Source organism: Massilia sp. NBRC 108631, assembly GCF_059704565.1.
The window spans coordinates 175327-199336 of record NZ_BAAKJE010000066.1 but is presented as its reverse complement, the minus strand read 5'-3'; the positions used below and the strand labels follow the sequence as shown (position 1 = coordinate 199336).

Annotated in this window: 26 protein-coding genes; 12 read left to right on the top strand and 14 right to left on the bottom strand. The window is 67.9% G+C overall.

Annotation, left to right across the window (positions count from 1 at the left end):
- The first annotated feature begins 8 nt into the window (after window positions 1–8).
- From AC6H42_RS08130 to AC6H42_RS08120, 3 genes are all read left to right on the top strand, one after another.
- A complete protein-coding gene (locus tag AC6H42_RS08130; protein ID WP_057154242.1) occupies window positions 9–365 on the top strand; it encodes an iron chaperone in 357 nt (118 codons plus the stop codon).
- 213 nt (window positions 366–578) lie between these two features.
- The gene (locus AC6H42_RS08125; RefSeq protein WP_497547799.1) at window positions 579–2864 is read left to right on the top strand and encodes a hypothetical protein; all 2286 of its coding nucleotides are present in this window, start codon (window positions 579–581) and stop codon (window positions 2862–2864) included.
- A gap of 11 nt (window positions 2865–2875) precedes the next feature.
- On the top strand, window positions 2876–3145 hold the full coding sequence (locus tag AC6H42_RS08120; RefSeq protein WP_057154240.1) for a hypothetical protein: 270 nt from the start codon (window positions 2876–2878) through the stop codon (window positions 3143–3145).
- Between the two features lie 19 nt (window positions 3146–3164).
- Here the strand turns inward: AC6H42_RS08120 and AC6H42_RS08115 are convergent, their stop codons facing one another.
- From AC6H42_RS08115 to AC6H42_RS08095, 5 genes are all read right to left on the bottom strand, one after another.
- Entirely contained in the window at window positions 3165–4472 is a 1308-nt protein-coding gene (locus AC6H42_RS08115) for an epoxide hydrolase family protein (RefSeq protein ID WP_057154239.1), read from the bottom strand.
- Between the two features lie 32 nt (window positions 4473–4504).
- Window positions 4505–4960: an Ohr family peroxiredoxin gene (locus AC6H42_RS08110; RefSeq protein WP_497547798.1), complete on the bottom strand. Its 456-nt coding sequence runs from the start codon at window positions 4958–4960 to the stop codon at window positions 4505–4507.
- 71 nt (window positions 4961–5031) lie between these two features.
- Complete coding sequence (locus AC6H42_RS08105; RefSeq protein WP_057154237.1) at window positions 5032–5487, bottom strand: OsmC family protein; 456 nt, start codon at window positions 5485–5487, stop codon at window positions 5032–5034.
- Window positions 5488–5640: 153 nt separating this feature from the next.
- Window positions 5641–5925 carry a hypothetical protein gene (locus AC6H42_RS08100; protein WP_157200852.1) on the bottom strand — a complete coding sequence of 95 codons (285 nt, stop codon included), beginning with the start codon at window positions 5923–5925 and terminating at the stop codon, window positions 5641–5643.
- Between the two features lie 248 nt (window positions 5926–6173).
- Window positions 6174–7598 (bottom strand): glycoside hydrolase family 28 protein, encoded by a 1425-nt coding sequence (locus tag AC6H42_RS08095; RefSeq protein ID WP_057154235.1) that lies wholly within the window; start codon window positions 7596–7598, stop codon window positions 6174–6176.
- A gap of 185 nt (window positions 7599–7783) precedes the next feature.
- Between AC6H42_RS08095 and AC6H42_RS08090 the strand changes: the two genes are divergently transcribed.
- Window positions 7784–8194: a VOC family protein gene (locus AC6H42_RS08090; protein WP_057154234.1), complete on the top strand. Its 411-nt coding sequence runs from the start codon at window positions 7784–7786 to the stop codon at window positions 8192–8194.
- On the opposite strand, the gene AC6H42_RS08085 is transcribed toward AC6H42_RS08090, so the two are convergent.
- The 3 genes from AC6H42_RS08085 to AC6H42_RS08075 form a co-directional block, all read right to left on the bottom strand.
- Window positions 8191–10647, bottom strand: coding sequence for an FtsX-like permease family protein (locus AC6H42_RS08085; RefSeq protein ID WP_497547796.1), 2457 nt, complete (start codon window positions 10645–10647; stop codon window positions 8191–8193). The genes AC6H42_RS08090 and AC6H42_RS08085 overlap by 4 nt on opposite strands.
- A gap of 148 nt (window positions 10648–10795) precedes the next feature.
- Window positions 10796–11761 (bottom strand): 2-hydroxyacid dehydrogenase, encoded by a 966-nt coding sequence (locus tag AC6H42_RS08080; RefSeq protein ID WP_497547795.1) that lies wholly within the window; start codon window positions 11759–11761, stop codon window positions 10796–10798.
- A 25-nt stretch (window positions 11762–11786) separates the two neighbouring features.
- The gene (locus AC6H42_RS08075) at window positions 11787–12545 is read right to left on the bottom strand and encodes a substrate-binding periplasmic protein (protein ID WP_497547793.1); all 759 of its coding nucleotides are present in this window, start codon (window positions 12543–12545) and stop codon (window positions 11787–11789) included.
- Window positions 12546–12619: 74 nt separating this feature from the next.
- Between AC6H42_RS08075 and AC6H42_RS08070 the strand changes: the two genes are divergently transcribed.
- The 4 genes from AC6H42_RS08070 to arsH are packed head-to-tail and all read left to right on the top strand — an operon-like array spanning window position 12620 to window position 14828.
- Entirely contained in the window at window positions 12620–12973 is a 354-nt protein-coding gene (locus AC6H42_RS08070) for an ArsR/SmtB family transcription factor (RefSeq protein ID WP_497547792.1), read from the top strand.
- Window positions 12974–13453: an arsenate reductase ArsC gene (locus AC6H42_RS08065; RefSeq protein WP_057154230.1), complete on the top strand. Its 480-nt coding sequence runs from the start codon at window positions 12974–12976 to the stop codon at window positions 13451–13453.
- On the top strand, window positions 13450–14118 hold the full coding sequence (locus tag AC6H42_RS08060) for an aquaporin (RefSeq protein WP_057154229.1): 669 nt from the start codon (window positions 13450–13452) through the stop codon (window positions 14116–14118). The genes AC6H42_RS08065 and AC6H42_RS08060 overlap by 4 nt, the downstream gene beginning before the upstream one ends.
- On the top strand, window positions 14115–14828 hold the full coding sequence (arsH, locus tag AC6H42_RS08055) for an arsenical resistance protein ArsH (protein ID WP_497547791.1): 714 nt from the start codon (window positions 14115–14117) through the stop codon (window positions 14826–14828). The genes AC6H42_RS08060 and arsH overlap by 4 nt, the downstream gene beginning before the upstream one ends.
- On the opposite strand, the gene AC6H42_RS08050 is transcribed toward arsH, so the two are convergent.
- Window positions 14829–15389, bottom strand: coding sequence for a PEP-CTERM sorting domain-containing protein (locus tag AC6H42_RS08050; protein WP_057154227.1), 561 nt, complete (start codon window positions 15387–15389; stop codon window positions 14829–14831).
- A gap of 135 nt (window positions 15390–15524) precedes the next feature.
- On the opposite strand from AC6H42_RS08050, the gene AC6H42_RS08045 reads away from it, so the two are divergent.
- Entirely contained in the window at window positions 15525–16022 is a 498-nt protein-coding gene (locus AC6H42_RS08045) for an arsinothricin resistance N-acetyltransferase ArsN1 family B (protein WP_373888163.1), read from the top strand.
- 10 nt (window positions 16023–16032) lie between these two features.
- Here the strand turns inward: AC6H42_RS08045 and AC6H42_RS08040 are convergent, their stop codons facing one another.
- On the bottom strand, window positions 16033–16155 hold the full coding sequence (locus AC6H42_RS08040) for a hypothetical protein (protein ID WP_267877824.1): 123 nt from the start codon (window positions 16153–16155) through the stop codon (window positions 16033–16035).
- Window positions 16152–17351, bottom strand: coding sequence for an MFS transporter (locus tag AC6H42_RS08035; protein WP_057154226.1), 1200 nt, complete (start codon window positions 17349–17351; stop codon window positions 16152–16154). Before AC6H42_RS08035 ends, AC6H42_RS08040 begins: the two co-directional genes overlap by 4 nt.
- 182 nt (window positions 17352–17533) lie before the next feature.
- Here AC6H42_RS08035 and AC6H42_RS08030 point away from each other — a divergent pair, with 182 nt between their 5' ends.
- The gene (locus AC6H42_RS08030; RefSeq protein WP_057154225.1) at window positions 17534–17863 is read left to right on the top strand and encodes a DUF2917 domain-containing protein; all 330 of its coding nucleotides are present in this window, start codon (window positions 17534–17536) and stop codon (window positions 17861–17863) included.
- Window positions 17864–17916: 53 nt separating this feature from the next.
- On the opposite strand, the gene AC6H42_RS08025 is transcribed toward AC6H42_RS08030, so the two are convergent.
- Together AC6H42_RS08025 and AC6H42_RS08020 are read right to left on the bottom strand one after the other, a co-directional pair.
- Window positions 17917–18855, bottom strand: a complete 939-nt coding sequence (locus AC6H42_RS08025) for a LysR substrate-binding domain-containing protein (protein ID WP_497547790.1) — start codon at window positions 18853–18855, stop codon at window positions 17917–17919.
- Between the two features lie 70 nt (window positions 18856–18925).
- The gene (locus AC6H42_RS08020) at window positions 18926–21085 is read right to left on the bottom strand and encodes a TonB-dependent receptor plug domain-containing protein (protein WP_497547789.1); all 2160 of its coding nucleotides are present in this window, start codon (window positions 21083–21085) and stop codon (window positions 18926–18928) included.
- Between the two features lie 149 nt (window positions 21086–21234).
- Between AC6H42_RS08020 and AC6H42_RS08015 the strand changes: the two genes are divergently transcribed.
- Window positions 21235–22341, top strand: coding sequence for a sensor histidine kinase (locus AC6H42_RS08015; protein ID WP_497547788.1), 1107 nt, complete (start codon window positions 21235–21237; stop codon window positions 22339–22341).
- On the top strand, window positions 22338–23144 hold the full coding sequence (locus AC6H42_RS08010; protein WP_057154222.1) for a LytR/AlgR family response regulator transcription factor: 807 nt from the start codon (window positions 22338–22340) through the stop codon (window positions 23142–23144). Before AC6H42_RS08015 ends, AC6H42_RS08010 begins: the two co-directional genes overlap by 4 nt.
- Window positions 23145–23153: 9 nt before the next feature.
- Here the strand turns inward: AC6H42_RS08010 and AC6H42_RS08005 are convergent, their stop codons facing one another.
- The gene (locus AC6H42_RS08005) at window positions 23154–23951 is read right to left on the bottom strand and encodes an SDR family NAD(P)-dependent oxidoreductase (protein WP_057154221.1); all 798 of its coding nucleotides are present in this window, start codon (window positions 23949–23951) and stop codon (window positions 23154–23156) included.
- Window positions 23952–24010: the final 59 nt, after the last annotated feature.

The following is a 24010-nucleotide window of genomic DNA, read 5'->3' as shown; positions in this document are numbered from 1 at the left end:
ACACGGGGATGAGCGCGCCGAAATTCCATTCCGTCGAGGACTACCTGGCCACACTGGAGCCGGTGAAAGCCTCGACCGTCAAATCCATCATCGATTTCACATTGGCGGAATTTCCCGGCCTGGAAGCGAAGATCGCCTGGAACGTGCCGACCATACACCGCAAGGGCCAGTACGTCGCCGGCCTGGCCGCCTACAAGCGCCACCTGACTTTTTCTCCGTGGAGCATCTGGGTCATGGAAGACTTCAAGGACCGGCTGCAGGGTTTCGTGGTGTTCAAGAATTGCTTTCAGATTCCGGTTGACTGGGAACTCGATAAAGATCTGGTGCGCGACCTGGTGCGCGCCAGGCTGGCCGAACTCGAGTAAGAAGGCGGCACGCTAGCGGCCGCCGCACGCGCGCCTGCGAACTGGCATACTGGGCTACAATCGCTCCCACTTCCTGCAAGCAGGCCTCGCAGGCACGGCGACAATTCCCGGGTAGTTCAGTGGCAGAACGCTTGGCTTCAGACCGAGAGGGCGCAGGTTCAATTCCTGCCCCGGGACCCTTTACCCTGGCGAGGTTGCGACTTCGGGCGACATATGACTGACGGAAAACAGCACGGTAGCCCGGCCCCGGCCTATGCGGCCTTTCAGCTTGCCAAAGCCCTTCGGACCAGCGAGGACCACCAGCACCCGGACACCCGCGCGCGGGCGCTGGGCAAGGCCTCCACCTGGCAGGCGATTCTCGACAATATGCTGAGCGGCGCAGTGGCCTACGGCTCGCGCCAGCCCCTCGAAGGGATACCCGAGTGGGCCACGCTGGATGTTGCGGCCGGCGGTTTCGCCAGCGGGCGCCTGCTCGCGGGCGGGCCGCTGCTGCCGCACGAGCAGGCGCTGCTGGCTACGCTCCCGGCAGGCGCGGCGCGCGGCGGCCGGCTTGCCCTGAACGCGCATTTTCTGACCGAGGCGGGGCTGGCGCAGCTTCAGGAACGGCTGCGCACGGCCTGCTACCAAGTGGACGTGCCCGAGGAAGGCGCGCTGCTGGTGGTCGCCTGGCTGGCGGTGCACGGCCACGCTGAGCAAGCGCGCACAGTGCTGGACCAGATCGCTCCCTTCTTTTCCTCGCTGCGCTTCTATCCGGCGCCGCGTGACAAGCCGCAACGCGGCGGGCCGCAGGTGCATCGCCAGGATGTGCGGGCAACGGTGGAAGAGCTCCGCGGCATCAGGGAGCACCAGCGCATTCAGCGCCAGAAAGAGGCGGTGGAAATCTGGGCGCCGCTGTACGACCGCATGGTTGCAATGTTTTTGGAAACCGTGGCCGAAGACTGGCCGTGCAGGCAGTATCCGCAAGGCTGGGATGCGCGCGCCCGCGCGCTGCTGGCCGACTACGCCACGCTCAGGGAGCGGCACCGTTTGTGCGGCAAGTTCGAGCGCAGCGGCGCGCACAGCGCACAGCTCAGGGAGTTCCTGGGCCGCTGCGCGCGCGATCCGGCTTCCCTGTCGGGCCGCGATGTGGGACGAATCCGCCTGATCCTTCAGCGCTACCGGGACAAGCGCGGCGAACCTGGCTCCCCGGCCTGCAGCCGCATGCGCAGCCAGCAGGCGGCCGACGTGGGCGCACCCTCCTTCCCTTCGATTGCGCGCGTGGTGCTGTCGCGCCTTGCCGGCTATCCGCAGGATGAGGGCCTGGACGAGGTAGGCATCCTCGCGCACGCCGTGACTGCGGAGGAAAGCACCCGCACCGGTGTGCCGCAGGATACCGCGATTCCTCCGTCCATGCGGGCCAAGGCGGAGCGCTGCCTGAACGACACCATCGATGCGCTGATCGAACGCGGGCTGATCGGCTCGGGCGAAGTCCTGGCGCAGGTATTGCCGCAGATGACGTCGGACATCCGGGCTGCCGGCATAGACGAGCCGGTACTGCGTCAACTGTACGCCGCCATCTACCGCGCGTTCCGGCGCCGCCGCTCTTTGCTGTTGTTGAGTATGGAGAAGCAGGTGCAGCTGGAGAGCCTGCCGTGGGTGGCCGCAATCGACCGTTACCGTTCCACAGAGCCGGATGCGCGCAGCCTTGCCAGGCAAACGCTGGAAGAGCTTGCAGTCGCCACGCTGGCGGCGTTCCCGCAGGCCGTGGTGCCCAACAAGCTGATACAGGAATTCGACGCGCTGGTGGCCGGCGCCGGCTTGCAGATTCCCCTGGTGAACCAGCTGGCCACGGACATCTTCATGGGGCAGTTCTCCCCGAAATTCACTGCGGCGGCAAAGGTGGCCGCCGGGCTGCTGAAGGGCAGCCTGTATGCAGCCTATTACGGGATCGACTATGACGAAATCGAGCGCCTGCCTGCCGGGGAAAAAACCGCGCGGGGCGCCGATGCCTTCGCCCGGATTTGCGCGGCGCGCGCCGGGGTGCCGCCAGGCGGATGGAATCCTGCAGTCAACGGCATGCTCATCGAGCAGCAACAGATACTGACCACCCAGAACCTGGCCGCCCTCTGCGCCGGCCTGCACTTGTCCCAGCCGCTGGCCGCCCGCCTGCACGACATGGCGATGCGCTGCTTCACCTGGATGTGCAGCCGCCAGCAAGTCAAGGCGGAAGGCTGGCACGCCCGGCTTATCGTGGTCAAGAACACCGCGTACGCCTGGCGCCAGATGCTGTTCTTCCTGGCCCTGCTTCCGCCGCCAGGCCTGCAGCAGTTTCTTCGGCTCGCGGCTGCACACCTCAAAGCGCAACCGGACCAGTACCAGGCCCGGTTTGCCCCCGCGATGCAAGGCTTGCTGCTGGCTGCCGCCGGCGTGCCGCTCGACAGCGCGCAGGCGGCCGGCGCAGGCGCGCGCCGTTTTCTGGGATGGTCGCGTCCCGGCACCAGCCACTGGCTGCTACCTTGATGGAGATACGCATGTCAAAACCACTGCCGCAGTACATTCCTGTCAGCTGCGAGTTCCACGACCGGCTGGAGGATCTCGCCACGCTGCGCAAGCAGGCCAGCGTCAGCTACCTCGACGGCGGCGGCGTGCTGCAGCAGCGCGACGCCGTCATCAAGGATGTGTTCGCCCGGGAAGGCGCCGACTATGTGGCGCTCAGTTCCGGCGAGACCGTGCGGATGGACCGCCTGGTGGAAGTGGACGGCTACCAGCTGGCCGACTTCCCGCCGGACTGCGCGCTGTAGCCGGGCAGCGGCGCTGCGCTCACTTGCGCAGCGGACGGAAGCCGGCCCGCACTTCCTGCGTGAACAGCGCCGGCTGTTCCCATGCCGCGAAGTGGCCGCCCCTGTCGAGCTTGTTGTAGTACACCAGGTTCGGGTACGCGCTCTGGGCCCAGCTCTTCGGCGGCTGGTACAGCTCGTCCGGGAACACGCTCACGGCGGCCGGGATCTTCACGCCCTTGACGGCGAAGAAGGGATGCTTGTTTTCCCAGTAGAAGCGGGACGACGAGACCGCCGTGTTGGTCAGCCAGTACAGCGTGATGTTGTCCAGCACGTCGTCCCGCGTCAGGCCTTCCGTCTTGCCGTTGAATACGCGGCTGATCAGCTCCTGGCTGGGGCCGTCGTGATCCAGCAGGAAGGCCGCCAGGCCCACCGGCGAGTCCGTCAGGCCGGTCAGCGTCTGGGGACGCGAGCCCATCAGGCGGGCGTAGGCCACGTGGTCGTACACATAGGTCAGCTGGCCGGTCGCGCTTTTCTCCTCGGCGCTCAGGCCCGCCGGCAGCGGATTGCCGGCCCACAGCGCCTTGTCGATATCGGTCGGCACCGCGCCGGCCATATTGGTGTGGATGCCGATCAGTCCCGGCGGCGCCTGCACCGCCATCAGGTCGGTCACGATGGCGCCCCAGTCGCCGCCCTGCGCCGCGTACTTCTTGTAGCCCAGGCGCGTCATCAGTTCAGCCCAGGCGCGCGCGGTGCGGTCCGGACCCCAGCCGGTTTCGGTCGGCTTGCCCGAGAAACCATGGCCCGGCAGCGACGGGATCACCAGGTCGAACGCGTCCTCCGCCTTGCCGCCGTGCGCGGTCGGATTGACCAGCGGATCGATGATCTTCAGCTGCTCCACCACCGAGCCCGGCCAGCCGTGCGTGACGATCAGCGGCAGCGCGTTCTTGTGCTTGGAGCGCACGTGGATGAAGTGGATGTCCACGCCGTCGATCTTGGTGACGAACTGCGGCAGCGCGTTCAGTTTGGCCTCCACCTTGCGCCAGTCGTAGCCGGTGGCCCAGTAGTCGGCCAGCGCCTGGACGGTGGCCAGCTTCACGCCTTGGGTCGAGTCGGTGACGGTTTCGCGGTCCGGCCAGCGCGTCGCCTTGATGCGTGCGCGCAGGTCGGCCAGTTGCGCTTCCGGCACGTCGATGCGGAAGGGGCGGATCTGGCTGGCGTCGGCGGTGGCCGCGGCGGTTGGCGCCGTCGCTGCTGCCGTTGCCGCGCCGGCAAAACCTGGCGCGAAGGTGAAGGCGGCGGCCACGGCGAGGCTGGCGGCGGTCTTGAAGAGGTTGCGGCGGATGTGCATGGTGTTTTCCTTAGGGCGGTGGGCAGCGGCGCTCAGGCGGTAACGACGGTCAGCGCGACGTCGATATTGCCTTTGGTGGCTTTCGAGTAGGGGCAGATGGCGTCGGCGCCGTGGGCGATGGCGGTGGCCACTTCGAGGTCGAGGCCGGGCACGATCAGGTTGATGCGGGCCTGGATGAAGTACTCGTTGCCGCCCAGGCCCAGATCCACGTCCAGCTCCACCGCCGTGTCGGCAGGCAGCGTCACGTTCATTTGCCTGGCGACGATGCCGACCGCACCGCTATAGCAGGCCGACCAGGCGCCGGCAAACAGCTGCTCGGCGGTCGGGTGGGCTACCACGGCGTCGAAGCGGTATTCGCGCACGCCAGGGTTGCCCGGCGCAGTCAGGTGGATGTCCAGCTTGCCTTCGTGGTTGCCGGAGAAGATGGCGGCATCGGTGCCGGTGGTGCGGGTCTTGCCGGTGGTCAGGACTTTGGTGATTTTGCTCATGATAATTACTCCTTTAAAGCGTTATTTTGTTCGCATACGTTTACATCGCATGCGATATGTGTATCGTTGTTTTAAGCGGTCACGACGTTGATGGCCACGTCGATGTTGCCTTTGGTGGCTTTCGAGTAAGGACAGATGGCGTCGGCGGCATGGGCGATTTTGGCGGCCACTTCGGCATCCAGGCCGGGCACGATCAGATTGATGCGGGCCTGGATGAAGTACGCGGCGCCGCCCAGGCCCAGGTCCACTTCGATTTCCACGGCAGTGCCGGCCGGCAGCGCCACGTTCAATTGCTTGGCCGAGATACCCACAGCCGCGCTATAGCAGGCCGACCAGGCGCCGGCAAACAGCTGCTCGGCGGTCGGGTGCGCTTCGACGGCCTCGAAGCGGTGCTCGGGGGCAACTGGGTTGCCGGGCGTGGTTAGATGGATCTCCAGCTTGCCTTCATGGTTGCCGGAGAAGATGGCGGCGTCGGTGCCGGTGGTGCGGGTCTTGCCGGTGGCCAGGACTTTGGTGATTTTGCTCATGATATTTCCTCTGTAAAGGTACGGTTCACTCCGAGTGGATTTGTGTCGCACTCGTTTAGATCGGATGCGATGAATGAATCATAGACCTCCGAAACGCGGAGGTCAAGCATTATTTTCGCATCCGATTAAAGCGTTTGCGATATAAATCCTAGCTTACCGGCGCGCCCGGCCGCATTCGGCCACGAGGTAGCGCCGCAGCTTGGGGCCGGACGGGGTGCGTTCGGTATTGTGGTAGCGGTCCAGGATGGTGTATTTGCCGTCGCAGGCATCCGCCGCTGCGTTGTAGCAGGCGTCCCAGTCCTGCTCGCCGCCGTCGCAGGAGACCACGAAGCCGGCGCGGCCGTTCGGCGTTGTGATGGGTTTGACTTCAGCCACGCAGCCAGCCAGCAGCGCAACCGCCGCTGCGGCGAGCGCAAATTGGAGAGAGTGAGAAAGCATGATCGACCTCGCATGGTTGCTGGCGGCCACATTGCCGCCGGACGCAGTGTGCGGGCCGGGCATGAAGAAAAACTGATGGGTGCGTGAAGATTGAATTAAGCGGGGCCGGTCAAACGCCTGTCATAAACGGGCGATACCATGCAAGCCGGCTCAAGAACACGGGCCACTATCAAGCGCCACTCGATGGCTGCTCTACCGGCGCCGGCGGTCGGGAAACATACCGGCACCAAACAAGACCCGCGCTGCGCCTACGCGGCGTGCACGAAACCCTGCACGTTGACGGTGCTGACCGGGGCTTCGAGCACCTTGGCCACCGTCACCCCGCGCAGCGAGACGTCCTTCACCGGCATTTCCGCCTCGCCCTGGATGCGGCACACGAAGGCGGCCTCGTCCACCTTCACATTGCTCACGTGCAGGCCCTCGATCGGCGTCAGCCGCCGCTCGTAGGTCGGTACCAGGTCGCGCCACTGGTATAGCACGTCCGTCTCCACGCTCAGCACGCCGCCGGCGATCCTGGTCGCGCTCACGTTCGACACGTGGATATTCTTCACGTAGCCGCCGCGCCGCTCGTTGGTCTTGACGAACAGGATGTTGTTGATGGTGCTGCGCGCGCCGGAGCCGGCATTGTCGAAGTGGCAGTTGTCCACGAACACGTTTTCCACGCCGCCGGACAGCTCGCTGCCGATCGCCATCAGCTGGTGGCCGTTCTTCACGCGGCAATTGCGCATGATGATGTTGCGGGACGGCACGTTGAGGCGCCAGGCGTCCTGGTCGCGGCCGGACTTGACCGAAATTGCGTCGTCGCCCTGGTCGAACACGCAGTCCTCCACCAGCACGTTCTGGCTCATTTCGGGGTCCACGCCGTCGTTGTTGTGGCCGTGTGCGCGCACCTTCACGCGGCGGATCACCACGTCGCGGCTCAGGTAGGGATGCAGCACCCAGAACGGGCTGTCGACGATGCTCACGTCCTCCACCAGCACATTGCGGCAGCGGTTGAACTGCACGAACTGCGGGCGCAGGTTGGCCTGGCCGACAGCCATCTGGCGCTGCTCCACCGGCACGCGCTTGGCGGCCAGGTGGTACAGCGCCACCAGCGCGTCCATGTGCGGCTTGGGGCGCGCGTACCAGACCTTCCACACGTCCAGTTTGGCCTTCAGCGTGCCCTCGCCGGTGATGGCCACGTTGTCGCACCCGTAGGCGTACACCAGCGGCGAATAGTTGTAGCACTCCAAGCCTTCCCAGGTCGTCATGACGGCGGGCAGGTAGTCGTCCGGGCGTTCCGAGAACAGCAGCGTGGCGCCCTTGGCGACATGCAGGTTGACATTGCTTTTCAGATGGATCTTGGCGGTGGGCCACACGCCCTCCGGCACCACCACCACGCCGGACCCGGCGGCATGCGCCGCTGCAATTGCCTGGGCGATGGCGGCGCTGGTCTTCTGCTGGTCGCCCTGCGCGGCGCCGAAATCGGTGATCGGGAAGCGCCGGCTGGCGGAAAAATCCGGTACGCTGATGTCGGGCATGGGGAATGGCGCGGCAGCGCGCACCCGCTCCTGCGGCAGTTGACGGGACGATGCCGATGCGGTCCCCGCGCGCGGTAGCGGCGCGCAGCCGGCGGCGGCGAGGGCCAGGCCGGCCAACAGGGCCTGGCGGCGGGAGGGTAAGTGGCGTGTCAAAGCGGTCTCCAGAGTGTTTTTCCCATGGTAAACCGCCCTGCCGTGCGCAGCGGCCGGGCCGGGCAAACACTCACGCAATTGATCCGGAAAAAATAATTTGTCGAATTTGTCGAATTCCGGCGGCGCCAGCCGTCGTGCCTGTGAAAGCCACCGAAATACATTGAACCACCTAACCTGGAGACATCATGAACAAGCAAATTTTCGTCAACCTGCCCGTCAAGGACTTGCCACGCTCGAAAGACTTTTTTGCCGCCCTGGGCTATAGCTTCAACCCGCAGTTCACCAATGACCAGGGGGCTTGCATGGTGATCTCGGAGAACATCTTCACCATGCTGCTGACGGAAGAGTTCTTCAAGACCTTCATCAACCGCCCGCTGTCCTCCGCGCACGAGTCGGCCCAGGTGATCAACTGCCTGTCCTGCGAAAGCCGGGAGGAAGTCGACGCCACCGTGGCCAAGGCGGTCGCCGCCGGCGGCGCCACGCTGCGCGAGCCGCAGGACATGGGCTTCATGTACAGCCACGGCTTCTCCGACCTGGACGGCCACCTGTGGGAATTGGTATTCATGGACCCTGCGGCCGTCCCGCCGCAAGCCTAAGCCCGCAGCGCGTCCGCCGCCCGCATGCGCATGGCCAGCCAGGCGTGGCGGGCTACGGCGGCGGCGGCCACCGCCAGCGTGGCCGCCAGCGCCAGCAGCAAGGTCCAGCCGCCTATCGGCGCGTGCTCGACATAGCCTGCCAGGTAGCGCTGGATTGCGAGCGCTGCCGGCGGCAGGCCGATCAGCGCGGCCAGCAGCGCCAGCAGGCCCACTTCCTTGACCACCAGCGCGCCGATGGCGCTGCTGCCCGCGCCGTACAGCTTGCGCAGCACGATCTCGCGCGCGCGCCGCTGCACGGTGTGCGCCGACAGCACATAGGTGCCGAACGCCGCGATGGCCAGCGCGATGCCGGTGGCCAGCGCCAGCAGGCGCGCCATGCGCGCGTCGTCGGCGTAGTTGACGGCCAGGATGTCGGCGGCCGGCCGGGTTTTCAGCATCGCATCCGGGAAGTACCTGGGCCACAGCGCGCGGATCGCCGGTTCCAGCCCGGCGGCCCCGGCGCCGTTGCCGCTGTCCGCGCGCACGCTGAGGGTAATGCCGGCGGTCCACAATTCATAGGCCACCGCGCGCGGCGCGGTGCGCAGCGAATGGAAGCGCAGTTCGGGCGCGATGCCCACCACGCGCTTGTGGATCACCTTGTTGTCGAAGCCGCTGAACAGCAGGGTTTGGCCGATGGCGGCGGCCGGATCGGCAAAGCCCAGCTCGCGCGCGGCGATGGCGTTCAGCACCAGCGGCACCGGGTCGTCTTCCTGGTCCAGCCGTGCATCGAACAGGCGGCCCGCCTGCGGCCGGATACGGTATTGTTCGAAGAAGTTGGCGCTCACCGACTTCATCTCCATGGCGGCGCTTCTGCCGTCCAGCCGCTTCAGGTCGCGGAACCAGGACACGTTGCTGCGCCCTACCGCATCCTCCGAAATCGCCACGCCTGCCACGCCCGGCTGGGCCTTCAGCGCCGCCACGAAGCTGTGCGCCGTGGGGCTCATGCGCACCGGCTCGGGCAGGTCCACGATCAGCAGCGGCGCCGGATCGAAGCCGGGCGAGGCACGCATGGCGTACCCGGTTTGCCAGCTGATGGCCACGGCCACGCTGGCCAGTCCCATGGCGGCGGCCACCTGCAGCACGGTCAGCACGCGGCGCGTGCGCAGGCCGTGCGCGGATTCGGCGTCGCCCCGGCCCGCCAGCACCTGGCTGGGCCGCACGCGCAGCGCGATCCAGGCCGGATAGAGCGCCGTCAGCACGCCGAGCAGGCAGCCCAGCAGCAGCGCGGCGCCCACATAGCCCGGCGATAGCACACTGTCCAGCCTGCGGTTTACCAGTGCCGAGAACAGCGGCAGCGCCAGCCACGCCAGCAGCAGGCCGATGACGGTGGCCAGCATGGCCACCAGCATCGATTCGGCCAGCAGCTGCAGCGCGATCTGGCGCGCACCGGCGCCCAGCACTTTGCGCATCGCCACTTCGCGCTGGCGGCGCAGCACGCGCACCGCAGCCAGGTTCACGTAGTTGACTGCCGCCAGCGCCAGGATCAGCAGCGCCACGGCGCCCAGGCCGGCAATGGCGGCCGGATGGGCGCGCGGGCCGGGCGCGGCGACGAAGTTCTGCGCCACGTCGGTGTCGAAGTAGGCGTCCTTCAGCGGCGCCAGCGCCACATCCATCACCTTGCGCTGGCCCAGGCGCTGGCGCACTTCGGGCGGCTGCTTCTTCAGGCCCGGATTGGTGTCCACCGCGCGCTGCAGCGCCTCGGTGATGGCGGGCACGGACGCTCCCGGCTGGACGCGCACCAGCATCTTGCCCCACCAGCCGCGCGCGCCGGACGCCAGTTCGTCGCGCACCTCTGCCTCCACCAGTACCGAGTGCACGCCGAGCAGGGTTTCAAACGGGATGGTGCTGCTGGGCGGCGGCGTGCGCAGCACGGCGCCCACGCGCAGCAGCTTGCCTTCGGCCAGCATGGTCATGCCGAGCGCGCCGGTCGTGCCGAACAGGCGTTGCGCGGCTTCCTCGGTGATGGCAAAACTGTCCGGCCGCTGCAGCGCGGCAGCCAGGTCGCCCTGCACCGCCTGCAGGCCCAGCATGGCGGCGAAGTCGGGCAGCACGGTCAGGCTGTCGAGCTTGCGCAGCTGGCCGCCGATGCGCACCGTCAGGCCCATGCTTTCCGCCCGCGAGGGCAGGTAGCCGGTGGCTGCGGCCACGCCCGGGGTGCCGGCGGCGGCGGCGCGCAGCATCAGCGGCGCCTGGTCGAACCAGGGCGCCTTGGGGTCGGCATTGAAGCGCTGTTTCACCACGTAGACCTGCTCCACCTCCGGTATGTGGCGGTTGTATTGCCAGGAATGGCGCACCAGCCCGAGCAGCAGCAGCGCGGCGGCCAGGCCGATGCCGAGTCCGGCAACAACGACGAATGAGTATGCCGGGTCTTGCAGCAAGCTGCGCCAGCCGATACGGAAGTCCCGCAGTGTCATGATGAGAGCGTAGTGGTTGATCCGGGCTGGTAGGTGCAACATCTGTGCCACGCCGGGGCGGCGCGCCGCTGGGCGCGCCGTTGCGCCGCCTGGCGGCCCGGCGTCCGGAAGCGGACGCTGCGGTGTGCGCTTCCGGACAGTGTCCGCGCTAGGGCAGCGGCGTCAGCAGCGGCTGGCCGGCGAAGTGAGCCAGCAGGTTGTCCACCGCCAGCTGGCCCATGGCGTGGCGCGTCTCCACCGTCAGGCTGCCGATATGGGGCGTGAGCACCACGTTGTCCAGCGCGCGCAGCGCCGGCGGCACCTCCGGCTCGTGCGCGAACACGTCCAGCGCCGCCGCGCCCAGCGTGCGCGCCTGCAAGGCGGCGATCAGCGCGGCTTCGTCCACCAGCGCGCCACGGGCGATGTTTACCAGCGTCCCCTCCGGGCCGAGCGCTGCCAGCACGGCGGCGTTCACCGCGTGGCGGGTGGCCGCGTTGGCCGGGGCGCTCAGCACCAGGTAGTCGCTCTCATGCGCCAGCGCCAGCAGCGAGTCGGCGCGCGGCACGGCAACGCCCTGCACCGCCGCGCCGCCCACCGGGCGCGGCTGGTAGTAGCGGATCTGCATGCCCAGCGCAGCGAGCCGGCCGGCGATGGCCTGGCCGATGCGGCCGAAGCCGAAGATGCCGGCCACCTTGCCGCGCACGCTGCGCGACGGCGCCAGCGGCTTGCGCGCGCTCCAGTCGCCGTCCCGCACGTAGCGGTCCATGGCGGGCAGGCGGCGCGCGGCGGACAACAGCAGCAGCACGGCAAGGTCGGCCACGTCGTCGGTCAGCACGCCAGGCGTGTTGGTCACCGGGACGCCGCGCGCGCGCAGCGCGTCGAGGTCGATCTTGTCGTAGCCCACGCTGTTCAGGCTGACGATCTCCAGCCGCGGCAGGCGCGCGGCCAGCGCCGCGTCCACGCCCAGCGGCCCGGTGGTGACGATGCCGCGCACCCGGGCGGCCACGCTGTCCACGTAGGCCTCCTGTTCGGCGGCGGGAATCGACCACAGGTGGTGGCACTGGAAATGCGCATCGAGCTGCTGCATGACGGAAGCCGACGGGCTGGGGGCGAATACGAGGATGTCTGGTTTCATGGGGCTTTGAATAGGGGGGGCGGTTTCAATCCAGGCCGTATCTGGCCAGGATGCGGCGGCTGCTGCCGTCGGCGGCCATGGCGGCCATGGCGCGCTGGAACTGCTGGACTTCGTCCGGGCTGAAATCGAGCGAGCCGGCCAGCCAGGCGGTGGTGCTGCGCAGCGGCGCACTCAGTTCGAAATCGGCCTCTTCGCCCCGGTTGCGCAGCGATGTGCGGATGATGTTGCGCTCGCCAAAGGCGGCGTCGGCGATGCCGGTCAGCAGGAAGCGGTGCACTTCGTCTATGGAGGCAGCTTCCACCAGGTTGCTGTAGCCGAGCTCGCGCAGCATGGCCGCCTGTCCCGCCCCGCGCAGCATGGCAATGCGGCGCGTCTTCATTTGCTGCCCACTGCGCACGTCGAACGGTCCCTTGCGCAGCGCCAGGAACACGTAGTGTTCGTCGTACAGCGGGGCCAGCCAGCGGTACTGGGCTTCGCGCTCGGGCAGCCGCGTCAGCGGGTAGATGGCCGTGGCCGGCATGGTGGTGGCCAGGAAGGTGGCGCGCCGCCATGGCACGAACTGGGTCTGCGGCGCCAGCTGCATGCGCTTGCACAATTCCGCCACCAGCTCCGTCAGTGCACCTGGCCGGGCGCCCCCGTGCTCGAGCACCAGCGGCGGCAAATGCGTGGTGACGAGCCGCATGCGGGCGGCGGCAGGGCTGGCGGCGGTTTTGGTAGGGGCGGCGGCCCAGGCATGGGGCGCGAGGCCCAAGATGGCGGCGGCAATGACAAGTCGTCTGTTCATGCGGCTAGTTTCACACATTTCCACCGTGTTGTAGTATATTTCGATAATCGTTGAAATATCGAATTGGAGCAAGCATGGACACCAAACAAGTTCTGGCGGCGCTGTCGGCACTGGCGCAGGAATCGCGCCTGGCGGCGTTCCGGCTGCTGGTGCAGGCCGGTCCGGACGGCCTGGCGGCCAGCAGGATCGCCGAGCAGCTGGATATGGCGCCGTCTTCGCTGTCCTTCCACTTGAAGGAGCTGGCCCATGCCGGGCTGATCGTGGCGCGCCAGGACGGCCGCTTCATCATCTACAGCGCCGGCTTCGACACCATGAACGGCCTGCTGGCCTTCCTCACCGAAAACTGCTGCGGCGGCGTGCCATGCGCGCCGGGCGCCGCCGGCACCCCGGCCTGCTGCGATCCGGCCACCACCACCAAGGAAGCCTAAATGAACGTTTTAGTACTGTGTACCGGCAACTCCTGCCGTTCCATCCTCGGCGAAGCCACTTTCAACCACCTGGCGCCGGCCGGCTGGCATGCCGTGAGCGCCGGCAGCAAACCGGCCGGCTATGTCCACCCGCGCTCGCTGGCGCTGCTGGCCCGCGAAGGCATCGCCACCGAGGGCTGCCACAGCAAATCGTGGGACCAGCTGCCGGTCACGCCGGACATCGTCATCACCGTGTGCGGCAGCGCGGCGGGCGAGGAATGCCCGGCCTACCTCGGCCCGGTGCTGCGCGCGCACTGGGGCGTGGAAGATCCGGCCCATGCGACCGGCACCGAAGAGGAAATCGACGCGGCCTTCCTGCACGCCTACCGCGTGCTGCGTGCGCGCATCGAAGCCTTCTTCGCGCTGCCGCTGGAGCAGCTGAAAAACAATCCGGCCCGCCTGAAGGCGGAGCTGGACAAGATCGGCGCCCTGCTGCCATGACCCTTGCCAAGCGCATCGTGGCCGAAGGCCTGGGCACGGCGCTGCTGCTGGCGCTGGTGGTCGGCTCGGGCATCATGGCCGAGCGCCTGGCCGGCGGCAATGTCGCCATCGCCCTGCTGGCCAATGCGCTGGCCACCGGCGCCGGGCTGGTGGCGCTGATCCTGATGTTCGGCCCCGTGTCCGGCGCCCATTTCAATCCCGTGGTGACGCTGTCGGCCGCCTGGCAGGGCCTGCATGCGCCGCGCGAAGTGCTGCCCTACCTGGCGGCGCAGACCGCCGGCGCCCTGGCCGGCGTGGCCGCCGCGCACGCCATGTTCGGCCTGGAGGCGTTCACCGCGTCGGTCCACGCGCGCACCGGCGCGGCGCAGTGGTGGAGTGAATGCGTGGCCACCTTCGGCCTGCTGGGCGTGATCATCGGCTGCACCCGCAGCCGGCCCGGCGCCACGCCGTTCGCGGTGGCGGCCTACATCACCGCCGCCTACTGGTTCACCGCGTCCACCTCGTTCGCCAATCCCGCCGTCACGCTGGCGCGCAGCGTGACGGACACCTTCGCCGGCATCCGTCCCGTGGACGCGCCCGGCTTCATCGCCGCGCAGCTGCTGGGCGCGGCCGCCGCCACCATCTTGTTCCGCTGGCTGTACGCGGAGAAAAAGGAGTTGTCATGAGCATCCCCAAGCTGCCCAACATCAAACCCGAGCTGCTGGACATGCCCACCCTCGCCAAGCTGGCGCCGGTGGGCGAGCTGGACCATCCGCCGCGCATCCTCATGCTGTACGGCTCGCTGCGCGAGCGTTCCTTCAGCCGCTTCCTGGTGTACGAGGCGGCCCGCATCCTGGAGCAGTTCGGCGCCGAGGTGAAGATTTTCGATCCGATGGAATTGCCGATGGCGGGCAGCGTGCCCGAGACCCATCCCAAGGTGGTGGAACTGCGCGAGCTAAGCTTGTGGTCCGAGGGCCAGGTGTGGTGCAGCCCGGAGCGCCACGGCGCCGTCACGGCCGTGATGAAGAACCAGATCGACTGGATACCGCTGGAACAGGGCGCGCTGCGCCCCAGCCAGGGACGCACGCTGGCGGTGATGCAGGTGTGCGGCGGCTCGCAATCCTTCAATGTGGTCAACACCTTGCGCTTGCTGGGACGCTGGATGCGCATGTTCACCATCCCCAACCAGTCCTCGGTGCCGATGGCGTACAAGGAGTTCGACGAGGAAGGCCGCATGCGCCCATCGGCTTATTACGAGCGGGTGGTGGACGTGATGGAGGAATTGTTCAAGATAACCCTGCTGCTGCGCGGCCGCACCGGCTATCTGACGGACCGCTACAGCGAGCGCAATGAACGGGCGGTCAAGGCCATCGACCGCCAGATTCAGAAGATTTGATCAGGCCTGGCCGGCCTTGCGGCGGCGCGCGGCCAGCAGGCCCAGCAGGCCGATGCCGGCCAGCGCCAGGCTGCCAGGTTCGGGCACGGCGCCGTTGCGGGTGATGCTGGCGGCGGTGAACCTGCTGGCGCTGGAGGCGCTGGCGTTGTTGTAGTAGCTGATGTAGCTGCTGTTGTTCAGGATGAAGATATCCGCACCCGGGGTGACGCCGTAGGTGGTATCGATATTCCAGGCGGTCGGCAGGAAGTTGGCAAAACTCATGGCGATGGTGAAGCGGCTGGTGGTGCGCACGTTGTCGAAGGTATTGTGGCCATCCTGGAACATCCATTTGATGCCGGGGTGGATCTGGCCGTGCGACGTGGAAATGTTGCCGGTGCCCTGGGCGCTGAGCAGGCTGGAATCGAAGCTTACATAGCCGGTGATGCGGTCGGCGGTGGTGAACGCGCCGCCGACGTTGGTGAAGGCCGGGCCGTTGAAGGTGTAGGTGATCGGGGTGGCCTGGGCGGTGGCGCAGGACAGGGTAATGGCGGCGGCCAGGGCCAGTTTGGAAATCAGGTTCATCGTGACTCGGTAAATAAATGGATGTGGCATGATGTTAAGCAATAACTGTTCCACTATAGAAATATCAACCACTTAGCGGAAATTCGTGTATTTTCATATATAAATATTTTGCGACTGTAAAGTTTTCCGACACCCATGCCCATGCCAACCATCCGCCCCGCCCGTGCCGCCGACGCGGCCGCCATCGCCGCCATCTACAACCACTACATCGCCACCACCACCATTTCCTTCGAAGAGCAGCCGGTGCCGGCCGAGGAGATGGCCGGCCGCATCGAGACCGTGGGCGCCATGCTGCCGTGGCTGGTGTGCGAGCACGATGGCGCCGTCGTGGGTTATGCCTACGCCACGCCGTGGCGGGTGCGCAGCGCCTACCGCTTTTCGGTGGAAAGCAGCGTCTACGTGTCGCCAGAGCATCCGCGCAAGGGCGTGGGCACGCGCCTGTACCGCGAACTGCTCGACCAGCTGCGCGCGCGCGGCCTGCACATGGTGATCGGAGGCATCGCCCAGCCGAATGAGGCCAGCGTGGCGCTGCACGAATCCATGGGCTTCAGGAAAGTGGCGCACTTCGCCGAGGTCGGCATGAAGTTCGGCCGCTGGATCGACGTCGGCTACTGGGAGCTGAAACTGGCCTAGTCTGGTCCGTTCAGCACAGCGCGGCCAGGCTGGCGAAGGACAGCAGATTGTCAGGCCGCAGTATCGCCAGCCAGGCCCAGCCGCACACGGCGGCCAGCGCGCCCCACAGCAGCAGGCTGTGCAGCGGCTTCATGCCGGCTCCAGCCCGGCCACGGCGCGGTCGTCGATGGGCCAGTGCAGCAGCGCTGCCACCAGGCCGATGCCGACCGACGCGGCCCACACCAGGTCGTAGGATCGGGTGGCGTCGAACACCGCGCCGCCCAGCCACACGCCGAGGAAACCGCCCAGCTGGTGGCCCACGAACACCAGGCCGAACAGCGTCGAGATGTATTTCACGCCGAACAGCTGCGACACCAGCCCGTTGGTCAGCGGCACCGTACCCAGCCACGTCAGTCCCATCGCGAACGAGAACAGGTAGATGCTGGCCGTGCTGATGGGCGCGGCGACAAACAGCAGCATGGCGGCCGAGCGCGCGCAGTACAGCCAGGCCAGCAGGTGCTTGCGCCGGTAGACGTTACCCAGCTTGCCGCACAAATAGGTGCCCGCCACGTTGGCCAGCGCCACGATGGCCAGCGCCATCACACCGGTGCTGGCCGAAAAGCCCTTATCGAGCAGGTAAGCGGGAAAGTGCCCGGCGATGAAGGCGAGCTGGAAGCCGCAGGCGAAAAAGCCCAGGTTCAGCAGCCAGAACCCCCGGTGCGCCAGGGCCTCGGCGATGGCGCGCCGCATGGACTGGCCGGGCCGCTGCGGCGCGCTGGCGGCGGCGCTGTCGTCCATGGGGAAGGCCAGCGGCGCGGCCAGCGCCAGCACGAAGGCCAGCACGGCCAGGGCGGCCATCCAGCCGGCGCCGGCGATCAGCCCTTGCGCGGCGGGCACCATGGCGAACTGGCCCACGCCGCCCACCGCGCCCGCCAGGCCCAGCGCCCAGCTGCGCCGCGCCGGCGGCACGATGCGGCTCAGCGCGCCGTACACGGTGCCGAAGGCGGTGCCGGACAAGGCCATGCCGATCAGCAGGCCGCCGGTGAGCGCCAGCTGCATGCTGCTGGCCGCGTGCGCCATCAGGTACAGGCCGAGCGCGTACAGCAGGCTGGCGCCGGCCAGCACGCGGCGCGATCCGTAGCGGTCGGCGATCATGCCGGTGAAGGGCTGTGCGATGCCCCAGACCAGGTTCTGCAGGGCGATGGCGAGCGCGAACTCTTCCCTGCCCCAGCCGCGCGCCGAGGTCATGGGCAGCATGAACAAGCCTTGCACGTGGCGCACGCCCAGCGCCAGGCCCATGATGATGCCGCCGCACAGCACCGCCGCCAACGGCGTCTTCAGGAATTTCATCGCGTTTCTCCCCGGTTTTCTGCAAGTGTGCTGCCAGCATAGCCAGGACGGTGGCGTGCGCGCCAACGGTAAATCGGCATGCGACCCATGCGCCGCACGCATGGATGGCATGCCGCGATAACGGTTGCCGCCAGGTCGTCGCAAGGCAACAATGCAGGCATAGCCAAACCAGGGAGAAAGCCATGCAAATCACCTTGCACCCGAAGGAAGGCGCCACCATGGCGCCCGGCCTGCCAGTGCGCATCCACTGTCTGGCCGGCACGCTCTGGATTACGAGCGAGCGCGACAGCAATGACCGTGTGCTGACGCCGGGCCAGAGCATCGAGTTGCCGGCCACGCATCGCCAGTACCTGTCCAGCGTGGGGCGTCACGAACTGGTGTCGTTCGACGTGAGCGGCGCGCTGGCCCGCATCAGCGTGAACCGCAGCGGCGCGACGGCAGCCAGCCCAGCGCGCGACGGCGTGCGGGCATGGCTTCAAGGCGTCTGGAGCAGTGGCTGGAGAGTGGCCTGACGCGAGAGGCAACGGCTGAGCGCTATGCGGTTGGCAACTGCGTGTCTGGTGGGTCAGGCCATGGCGCCGTAGGCCTGCGCCAGCTCCTGCGCCGTCAGCGCGGCCTGTTGCACCAGCCAGTCGCGGAAGGCGGCCACTTCCGCGCGCTGGGCGCCGGGCGCCTCCATCAGCCAATAGCGGTAGTCGTCCACTTGCAGGCACTGGTCCATGCGCGCGGCCAGGCGGCCGTCCTTGAGCATCGGCAGCAGCAGCGGCAGCCGCCCCACCGCCACCCCGTGTCCACCCAGCGCCGCGTGGATCAACTGGTCGTAGTGGTTGAAGTGCAGCCGTCCTTTCGGCTTGCGCCGCTCCAGCCCTTGCTCCTGCAGCCAGTATTCCCAGTGCAGCCACGGCCCGACCTTGTCGTCCAGGTCCAGCAGCACATGCTGCAGCAGCGCTTCCGGCTTGCGGAACGCTCTGGCAGCCACCACCGGACTGGCCACCGGCGCCACCACCTCGTCGAACAGCAGCTGGCCGCCCTGCGTCGCGTGCGAGGCGGGGCTGTAACGGATGGCGAGGTCGATGCCGTCGCGTTCCAGGTCCAGCACGCGGTTGCTGGTGGCCACGCGCACGTCGATGTGCGGATGCGCGCTCTGGAACCCGCCCAGCCGGGGCAGCAGCCACAGCGACGCCACGCCCATGCTGGCCGAGACCGTCACCGGCCGCACGCGCTGGTCCTGCCGCAGCGACTCGGCCAGATCCACCAGGCGGTCCATCCACGGCGATGCCAGCTGGAACAGCTGCTCGCCCGCCGCCGTCAGCGCGATGCTGCGGTTGCTGCGCGTGAACAGCGGCGTGCCGAGGCGTTCTTCCAGCGCCTGGATCTGGCGGCTGACGGCCGATTGCGTCAGGCATAAATCGTCCGCCGCAGCGGTAATGCTCATGCGCCGCGCTGCCGCGACAAAGCCGCGCAGCGCGTCCAGCGGCGGCAGGGAAACGAGGCGGTTCTGCATGGCGGCTCCGGCAAGGTGAATACATGATTCTAGCGCATGGATCATCCGCGTGTGGGCAGCCGGGTGCGGACTACAGCGGCGTTTCGTACTGCAGGCGGATGCCGGCAGTGGTGGGGGCGGTGGTGCTGCGTCCGGTGCTGCCGAAGGCGTCGGCGTAGTACTGGGCGCTGCGGCGGTCCCGGTGCAGCGCGTTGGCCACGGACAGGCGCAGTTGGCTGGTCTTGCCGGGCTTCCATAGCGCGTACAGGTCCAGGGTGCGCGCCGTTGCGGTGTCGCTGCTGAGCGTCTGCGTGATACGGGCCGGGCCGCCGCCTTGGACGTTGAAGTTGAAGCCGCCGCTCCATGCTGGCGTGACCCTATAGTCGAGGCCGAGATTGGCTGTCAGCGGCGTCTGTTCGGCCAGGCGGTTGTGCGGCCCCGGCACGCTGTCCAGGCGCGACCAGTTGCGGCTGGCGTTGACGCGCAGATCGATGCCGGGCGCGCCGGCGTATAGCGCGGCCAGCGGGAACCTGGCGTCGAATTCGATGCCGTGCGATGCGGCGCGGCCGTCGTTGGCGAGGGTGCCGACCCAGGTGGCGCCGTCCTGGAACAAGCGCTGCACCGTCACGTCGCTGATGCGGCGCGCGTAGGCGGACAGGCTGGCCACGCCGCCCTTGCCGAAATAGCTTTCGTAGCCCATGTCCACGCCCCATGCCAGTTCCGGCTGCAGCTTCGGATTGCCTTCCACGTCCGGGTTGGTGGGGCCGTTGCCGTTGTTGATGGTGTAGCGGCGCGGCACCAGGTTGCGCGTCAGCGGCGCCTTGTAGGTGCGCGACAGGGCGAAGCGCAGCTGGTCGCGCTCGCGCTCGGGGAGCCGCCACAGCATCTGCAGCACCGGGCTCCACACGCTGGAGCGGCTGCGCACCTTGTCCATGGCGCGGCCCACGGTGCCGGTGTCCAGCCCTTCCCAGCGCAGCCCGAGGTAGGCCTGCAGGCGCGGCGTCACGTCCCATTCATCCTGCGCATACAGCGCCATGCGCCTCACGTCCGCCGTGTAGTCCTGGTCCAGCGTGTACAGCGGCGCGCCTTGCGGCGTGCTGTCCTGTTGCAGGCGCGTTTCGCGGCGGCGCGTGAAGCTGCCGTCCCAGCCGGCGCCGAAGCTATGGCCGGGCCACAGGGGCATCAGGTATTTGCCGCTGCTGCCGGCGCTGTTGTCGCTGGCGCTGGAGGTCACCTTGCGCACCAGCCAGGGCACACTGTTCGCGTCCGCGCCCTGGAAGACATAGTCGATGTCGCGCTGGTTGACGTTGACGCCAGCCTTGACGGTGAGCTTGCCATCCCCGCCCGTGCTGTGCGTCCAGCTGGCGTCGCTGCGCAGCGCGTCGTTGCGGATGCGGGAGCGGTAGGTGCTGACGGGCGAGCGCGTGGCGGCGCCTTGCAGCGTGGTTTCACGCGCGCCGCCGTGGTTGTCGATGCGCGCCAGGTCCAACAGGCTTTGCCAGGACACCGTGTCGCCGCCATCCAGCGTCCAGTTCAGGCGCGGCGCCAGGCTGGCCTTGGCGACGCTGCCGAGGTAGCGTTCGTCGAACCGGCGCTGCGTGGTGGCCAAGCCTGGTTCGCCGTCCGGGGCCGGTGCGCCTGCCAGCGTTTCTCCGATGCTGGCGCCGTTGTCGTAGCCGGTGCGCGACAGCGTGCCGGCCACCGAGTACGCGTAGGCGCCATCGCTGCCGGACAGCTGCATGGTGGCGGCGGGGTTCCAGCGCTGGTCATGCTCGGCTTGCAGCTTCAGCTCGCGCCGGGCGCGGCTGGCGCCTTTCCTGAGCACGATATTGATGCTGCCCGCCACCGCCTGCGCGCTGAATTCCGCCGCCGTGGTGCGCATGATCTCGACGCGCTCGATCAGCTCCGGCGCCAGCGTATCGACGGCGAAGCCCGGCGGTGCCGGATCGCCGTTGATGAGGATTTGCGTGTAGCCCGCGCCCAGTCCGCGCATGCGCACTTCGCTGCCGGCGACGGACAGCCCGGGCAGGCGTTTCAGCACGCCGGACAGGGCGCTGTCGCCGTACTGCAGCAGCTCGTCCCTGCCCACCACGAGCTTGCCCGCCGTGTCGTTGCGGCGCTGGTTCTCCGCACCCGGCCCGCTGACTTCCACCCTTGCCATCTCCGCAGGCGCGGTATCGGCCGCGCAGCAGGCGCCGGCGTGGAGCGCGCCGGCCAGGGCGCTGAGTTGAAGGCGGCGGAATGAGTTCATGCAAGGCGTCTGCGAGGTTGGTCGAGGCTGCGAGTGTAATGACGCCTCTGCCGGCGCGCCTCGGCCATGTGACGAAGCGGCCCGGGCGCGGGACGAATTCCTGGGCTTCGCCGATGTTCCGGTCCATCGCCGCGGGTATACTTCCCGGCATGAATTCTTACCTCTATGCCGCCCGTGTGCTGGCGATCAACGCCGCATTGTGGACCATGCTGTGCGCTCTCGGCGCCCTTGGCAGCTACAGCGACGGCCTGCGCGAAGGCATGACGCGTTCCTACGTGGTGCCGCTGTGGAACTGGTTCAGTACCCACCTGCTGATGATGGTGTTCAGCAGCGCCATGTATCTGCTGTTCTCGCGCCGGGGCGCCCTGCTGGGGCACGCGCGCCGCATCGCCGCCGTGTATGCGCTGGTGGTGCTGCTGTTCCTGCCGCTGGAACTGGCCTACGTGGGTGCGGTGTATGCGGTGCGCGGCGGCGCGGCCCTGTCGCCGGACCACGTGTGGGCCGCCGTGCAGCGCCTGCACAATTTCGACCTGTTCATGGAACTGGCATGGACCAGTTTCACCTTCATCGCTGTGGTGGCGGTGTGCACCTGGCAGCGGGCGCGCGAGCGCGAGCAGGCCTGGCGCCAGGCGCAGACCGACAACCTGTCGCTGCGGCTGGAACTGGAGCAGCAGCGCTTGCTGGCGCTGCGCAGCCAGCTGGAGCCGCACTTCATCTTCAACGCCCTGAACGCCATCAGCGCGCTGGTGCGCTCGGACGACAAGCGCGTGGCGCTGACCGGCATCAGCCGCCTGAGCGACCTGCTGCGCTACGCGCTGGCCGCCAGTTCGCGCGACCGGGTCAGCGTGGCCGAGGAATTGCAGTTCGTGCGCGACTATCTCGACCTGCAGCGCCTGCGCTATGGCGAACGCTTGCGCGTCAGCATCGAAGGCGGCGATGGGCCGGTGCTGGCGGCGGACTGTCCGCCGTTGCTGCTGCAGCCGCTGGTGGAGAACGCGCTGCGCCACGATCTCGATTGCCATGACGGCGCCAGCGATATCCGCCTGGAGCTGGTGTGCGAGGCAGGCCTGCTGGTGATCCGCATCAGCAATCCGCTGGCGCAGGCGGCGCCGCCCAATCCCGGCCTGGGCCTGGGATTGCGCAGCACGCAGGCGCGTTTGCAGATGGCGGCCGGCGCCGCCGCGTCGCTGCATACGCGGCGGGACGGCGGCCGCTTCGTGGCCGAGGTGCGCATGCCGATGGAGCTGGCGGCATGATTGGCGGGCATGGGCAAAGCCGGGACCAGATTCGGGCGCTGATCGTGGACGACGAGGAGCCCGGCCGGGTCAACCTGCGCTATGCGCTGGCCGAGCATCCGCATTGGCTGGTGGCCGGCGAATGCAGCAACGCCGCAGCCGCGCGCGCCGCGCTCGAGGGAAACGGTATCGACGTGCTGTTCCTCGACGTCCAGATGCCGAACGAATCCGGGCTGGTACTGGCGCGCGAGTTGGCACAGCGGCAGGAACCGCCGTTGATCGTGTTTGTCACCGCCTACAACAGCTACGCAGTGGAGGCCTTCGACGTGCATGCGCTGGATTACCTGCTCAAGCCCTTCGACGACCAGCGCTTCGCGCAGGCGGTGGAGCGCGCGCAGGCCATGCTGGCGCAGCGCCAGCGCGCCAACTATGGCGCCGCCCTGAGGGTGTACGCGCAGGATTCGGTGCAAGATTCGCCGCAGGATTCGCCGCAATACTGGCGGCAGCTCAGTGTGCGTTCGGTCGGCCGCATCGAGTTCGTGCAGCTGGAGGACGTGCTGTGGATGGAGGCGGCGGGAAATTATGTCGAACTGCACATGGCCGGGCGCCGCGTGCTGCACCGGGTGACCCTGGGCCGCCTGGAGCAGCACCTGGACCCGGCGCGCTATGCGCGCGTGCACCGCAGCGCCATCGTGCCGGTGGCGCAGATCGCCAGGCTGGAATCGAACGGCGACGGCATCTGCCAGGCGGTGCTGCGCTGCGGGGATACTGTCCCCGTCAGCGAGCGCCACCTGGCATCGGTCAAGGCGCGGCTGGGCGCGTAGGGCCTGCGGTCAGGCCGTGTAGCGCGCGGCAGGCCTGCTGCGCGAGAGGTTGGGGCCCATGGCCAGACGCGCGGCCTCGAACTTGTCCCAGTCGGCACGGTCCGGCAGCGACGGTATCGTCACCACTTCGCCCAGGTCCAGGCCGGCCAGCGCCGCGTCCACCAGATCGTTCACGTTCATCACGATTTCGCCCGGCAGGTGCGCCACCGGCACGCCCGCGTGGTCCCAGAACTCGGTGCCGGTGGCGCCCGGCAGCACGGCCTGCACGCGCACGCCCTTGGCGCCCAGTTCGTGCTGCAGCGATTGCGTGAAGGCCAGCACATAGGCCTTGGTGCCGCCGTAGGTGCCGTTCAGGACTTCCGGCGCCACCGCCACGATGGAGGCAATGTTGATGATGCTGCCATGTCCGCGCGCGGCGAAGCCCGGCGCCACGGCGCGCGTGAGGCGGGTCAGCGCGTGCACGTTCAGGAAGATCATGCGGTCCAGATCTTCCTGCTTCGACTCGACCAGCGGCGCGGTGGCGCCCAGGCCGGCGTTGTTTACCAGCATGGTGATGCCGGCGTCGTTCGCCAGCCGCTGCTGCACCTGTGCCAGGCCGTCCTCCTGCGTCAGGTCGGCGGGCAGGATCTCCACGTTGCGGCCGGTGGCGGCGGCCACGCTGGCGGCGACGGCTTGCAGGCGTTCGCGATTGCGCGCCACCAATACCAGGTCGTAGCCGCGTTCGGCCAGGCGCTGGGCGTAGCGCGCGCCGATGCCGGTGGAGGCGCCGGTGATGAGGGCAATGCCGGGATGTGCGTTGGTGTTCATGGTTGCTGTCCTTGGGTTTAAGTTGACAAGTGCAGTGTAGGCGCCTAGATTGAGTCCCG

Excerpts from the sequence above, each read along its gene's own strand:
- AC6H42_RS08090 (WP_057154234.1), top strand. The coding sequence starts at position 7,784 with ATGAACAAGCAAATTTTCGTCAACCTGCCCGTCAAGGACTTGCCACGC.
- AC6H42_RS08045 (WP_373888163.1), top strand. The coding sequence starts at position 15,525 with ATGCCCATGCCAACCATCCGCCCCGCCCGTGCCGCCGACGCGGCCGCC.
- AC6H42_RS08120 (WP_057154240.1), top strand. The coding sequence starts at position 2,876 with ATGTCAAAACCACTGCCGCAGTACATTCCTGTCAGCTGCGAGTTCCAC.
- AC6H42_RS08040 (WP_267877824.1), bottom strand. The coding sequence starts at position 16,155 with ATGAAGCCGCTGCACAGCCTGCTGCTGTGGGGCGCGCTGGCCGCCGTG.
- AC6H42_RS08105 (WP_057154237.1), bottom strand. The coding sequence starts at position 5,487 with ATGAGCAAAATCACCAAAGTCCTGGCCACCGGCAAGACCCGCACCACC.
- AC6H42_RS08050 (WP_057154227.1), bottom strand. The coding sequence starts at position 15,389 with ATGAACCTGATTTCCAAACTGGCCCTGGCCGCCGCCATTACCCTGTCC.
- AC6H42_RS08110 (WP_497547798.1), bottom strand. The coding sequence starts at position 4,960 with ATGAGCAAAATCACCAAAGTCCTGACCACCGGCAAGACCCGCACCACC.
- AC6H42_RS08010 (WP_057154222.1), top strand. The coding sequence starts at position 22,338 with ATGATTGGCGGGCATGGGCAAAGCCGGGACCAGATTCGGGCGCTGATC.
- arsH (WP_497547791.1), top strand. The coding sequence starts at position 14,115 with ATGAGCATCCCCAAGCTGCCCAACATCAAACCCGAGCTGCTGGACATG.
- AC6H42_RS08005 (WP_057154221.1), bottom strand. The coding sequence starts at position 23,951 with ATGAACACCAACGCACATCCCGGCATTGCCCTCATCACCGGCGCCTCC.
- AC6H42_RS08060 (WP_057154229.1), top strand. The coding sequence starts at position 13,450 with ATGACCCTTGCCAAGCGCATCGTGGCCGAAGGCCTGGGCACGGCGCTG.
- AC6H42_RS08115 (WP_057154239.1), bottom strand. The coding sequence starts at position 4,472 with ATGCACATCCGCCGCAACCTCTTCAAGACCGCCGCCAGCCTCGCCGTG.
- AC6H42_RS08080 (WP_497547795.1), bottom strand. The coding sequence starts at position 11,761 with ATGAAACCAGACATCCTCGTATTCGCCCCCAGCCCGTCGGCTTCCGTC.
- AC6H42_RS08130 (WP_057154242.1), top strand. The coding sequence starts at position 9 with ATGAGCGCGCCGAAATTCCATTCCGTCGAGGACTACCTGGCCACACTG.
- AC6H42_RS08100 (WP_157200852.1), bottom strand. The coding sequence starts at position 5,925 with ATGCTTTCTCACTCTCTCCAATTTGCGCTCGCCGCAGCGGCGGTTGCG.
- AC6H42_RS08030 (WP_057154225.1), top strand. The coding sequence starts at position 17,534 with ATGCAAATCACCTTGCACCCGAAGGAAGGCGCCACCATGGCGCCCGGC.
- AC6H42_RS08125 (WP_497547799.1), top strand. The coding sequence starts at position 579 with ATGACTGACGGAAAACAGCACGGTAGCCCGGCCCCGGCCTATGCGGCC.
- AC6H42_RS08075 (WP_497547793.1), bottom strand. The coding sequence starts at position 12,545 with ATGAACAGACGACTTGTCATTGCCGCCGCCATCTTGGGCCTCGCGCCC.
- AC6H42_RS08070 (WP_497547792.1), top strand. The coding sequence starts at position 12,620 with ATGGACACCAAACAAGTTCTGGCGGCGCTGTCGGCACTGGCGCAGGAA.
- AC6H42_RS08085 (WP_497547796.1), bottom strand. The coding sequence starts at position 10,647 with ATGACACTGCGGGACTTCCGTATCGGCTGGCGCAGCTTGCTGCAAGAC.
- AC6H42_RS08035 (WP_057154226.1), bottom strand. The coding sequence starts at position 17,351 with ATGAAATTCCTGAAGACGCCGTTGGCGGCGGTGCTGTGCGGCGGCATC.
- AC6H42_RS08025 (WP_497547790.1), bottom strand. The coding sequence starts at position 18,855 with ATGCAGAACCGCCTCGTTTCCCTGCCGCCGCTGGACGCGCTGCGCGGC.
- AC6H42_RS08065 (WP_057154230.1), top strand. The coding sequence starts at position 12,974 with ATGAACGTTTTAGTACTGTGTACCGGCAACTCCTGCCGTTCCATCCTC.
- AC6H42_RS08015 (WP_497547788.1), top strand. The coding sequence starts at position 21,235 with ATGAATTCTTACCTCTATGCCGCCCGTGTGCTGGCGATCAACGCCGCA.
- AC6H42_RS08020 (WP_497547789.1), bottom strand. The coding sequence starts at position 21,085 with ATGAACTCATTCCGCCGCCTTCAACTCAGCGCCCTGGCCGGCGCGCTC.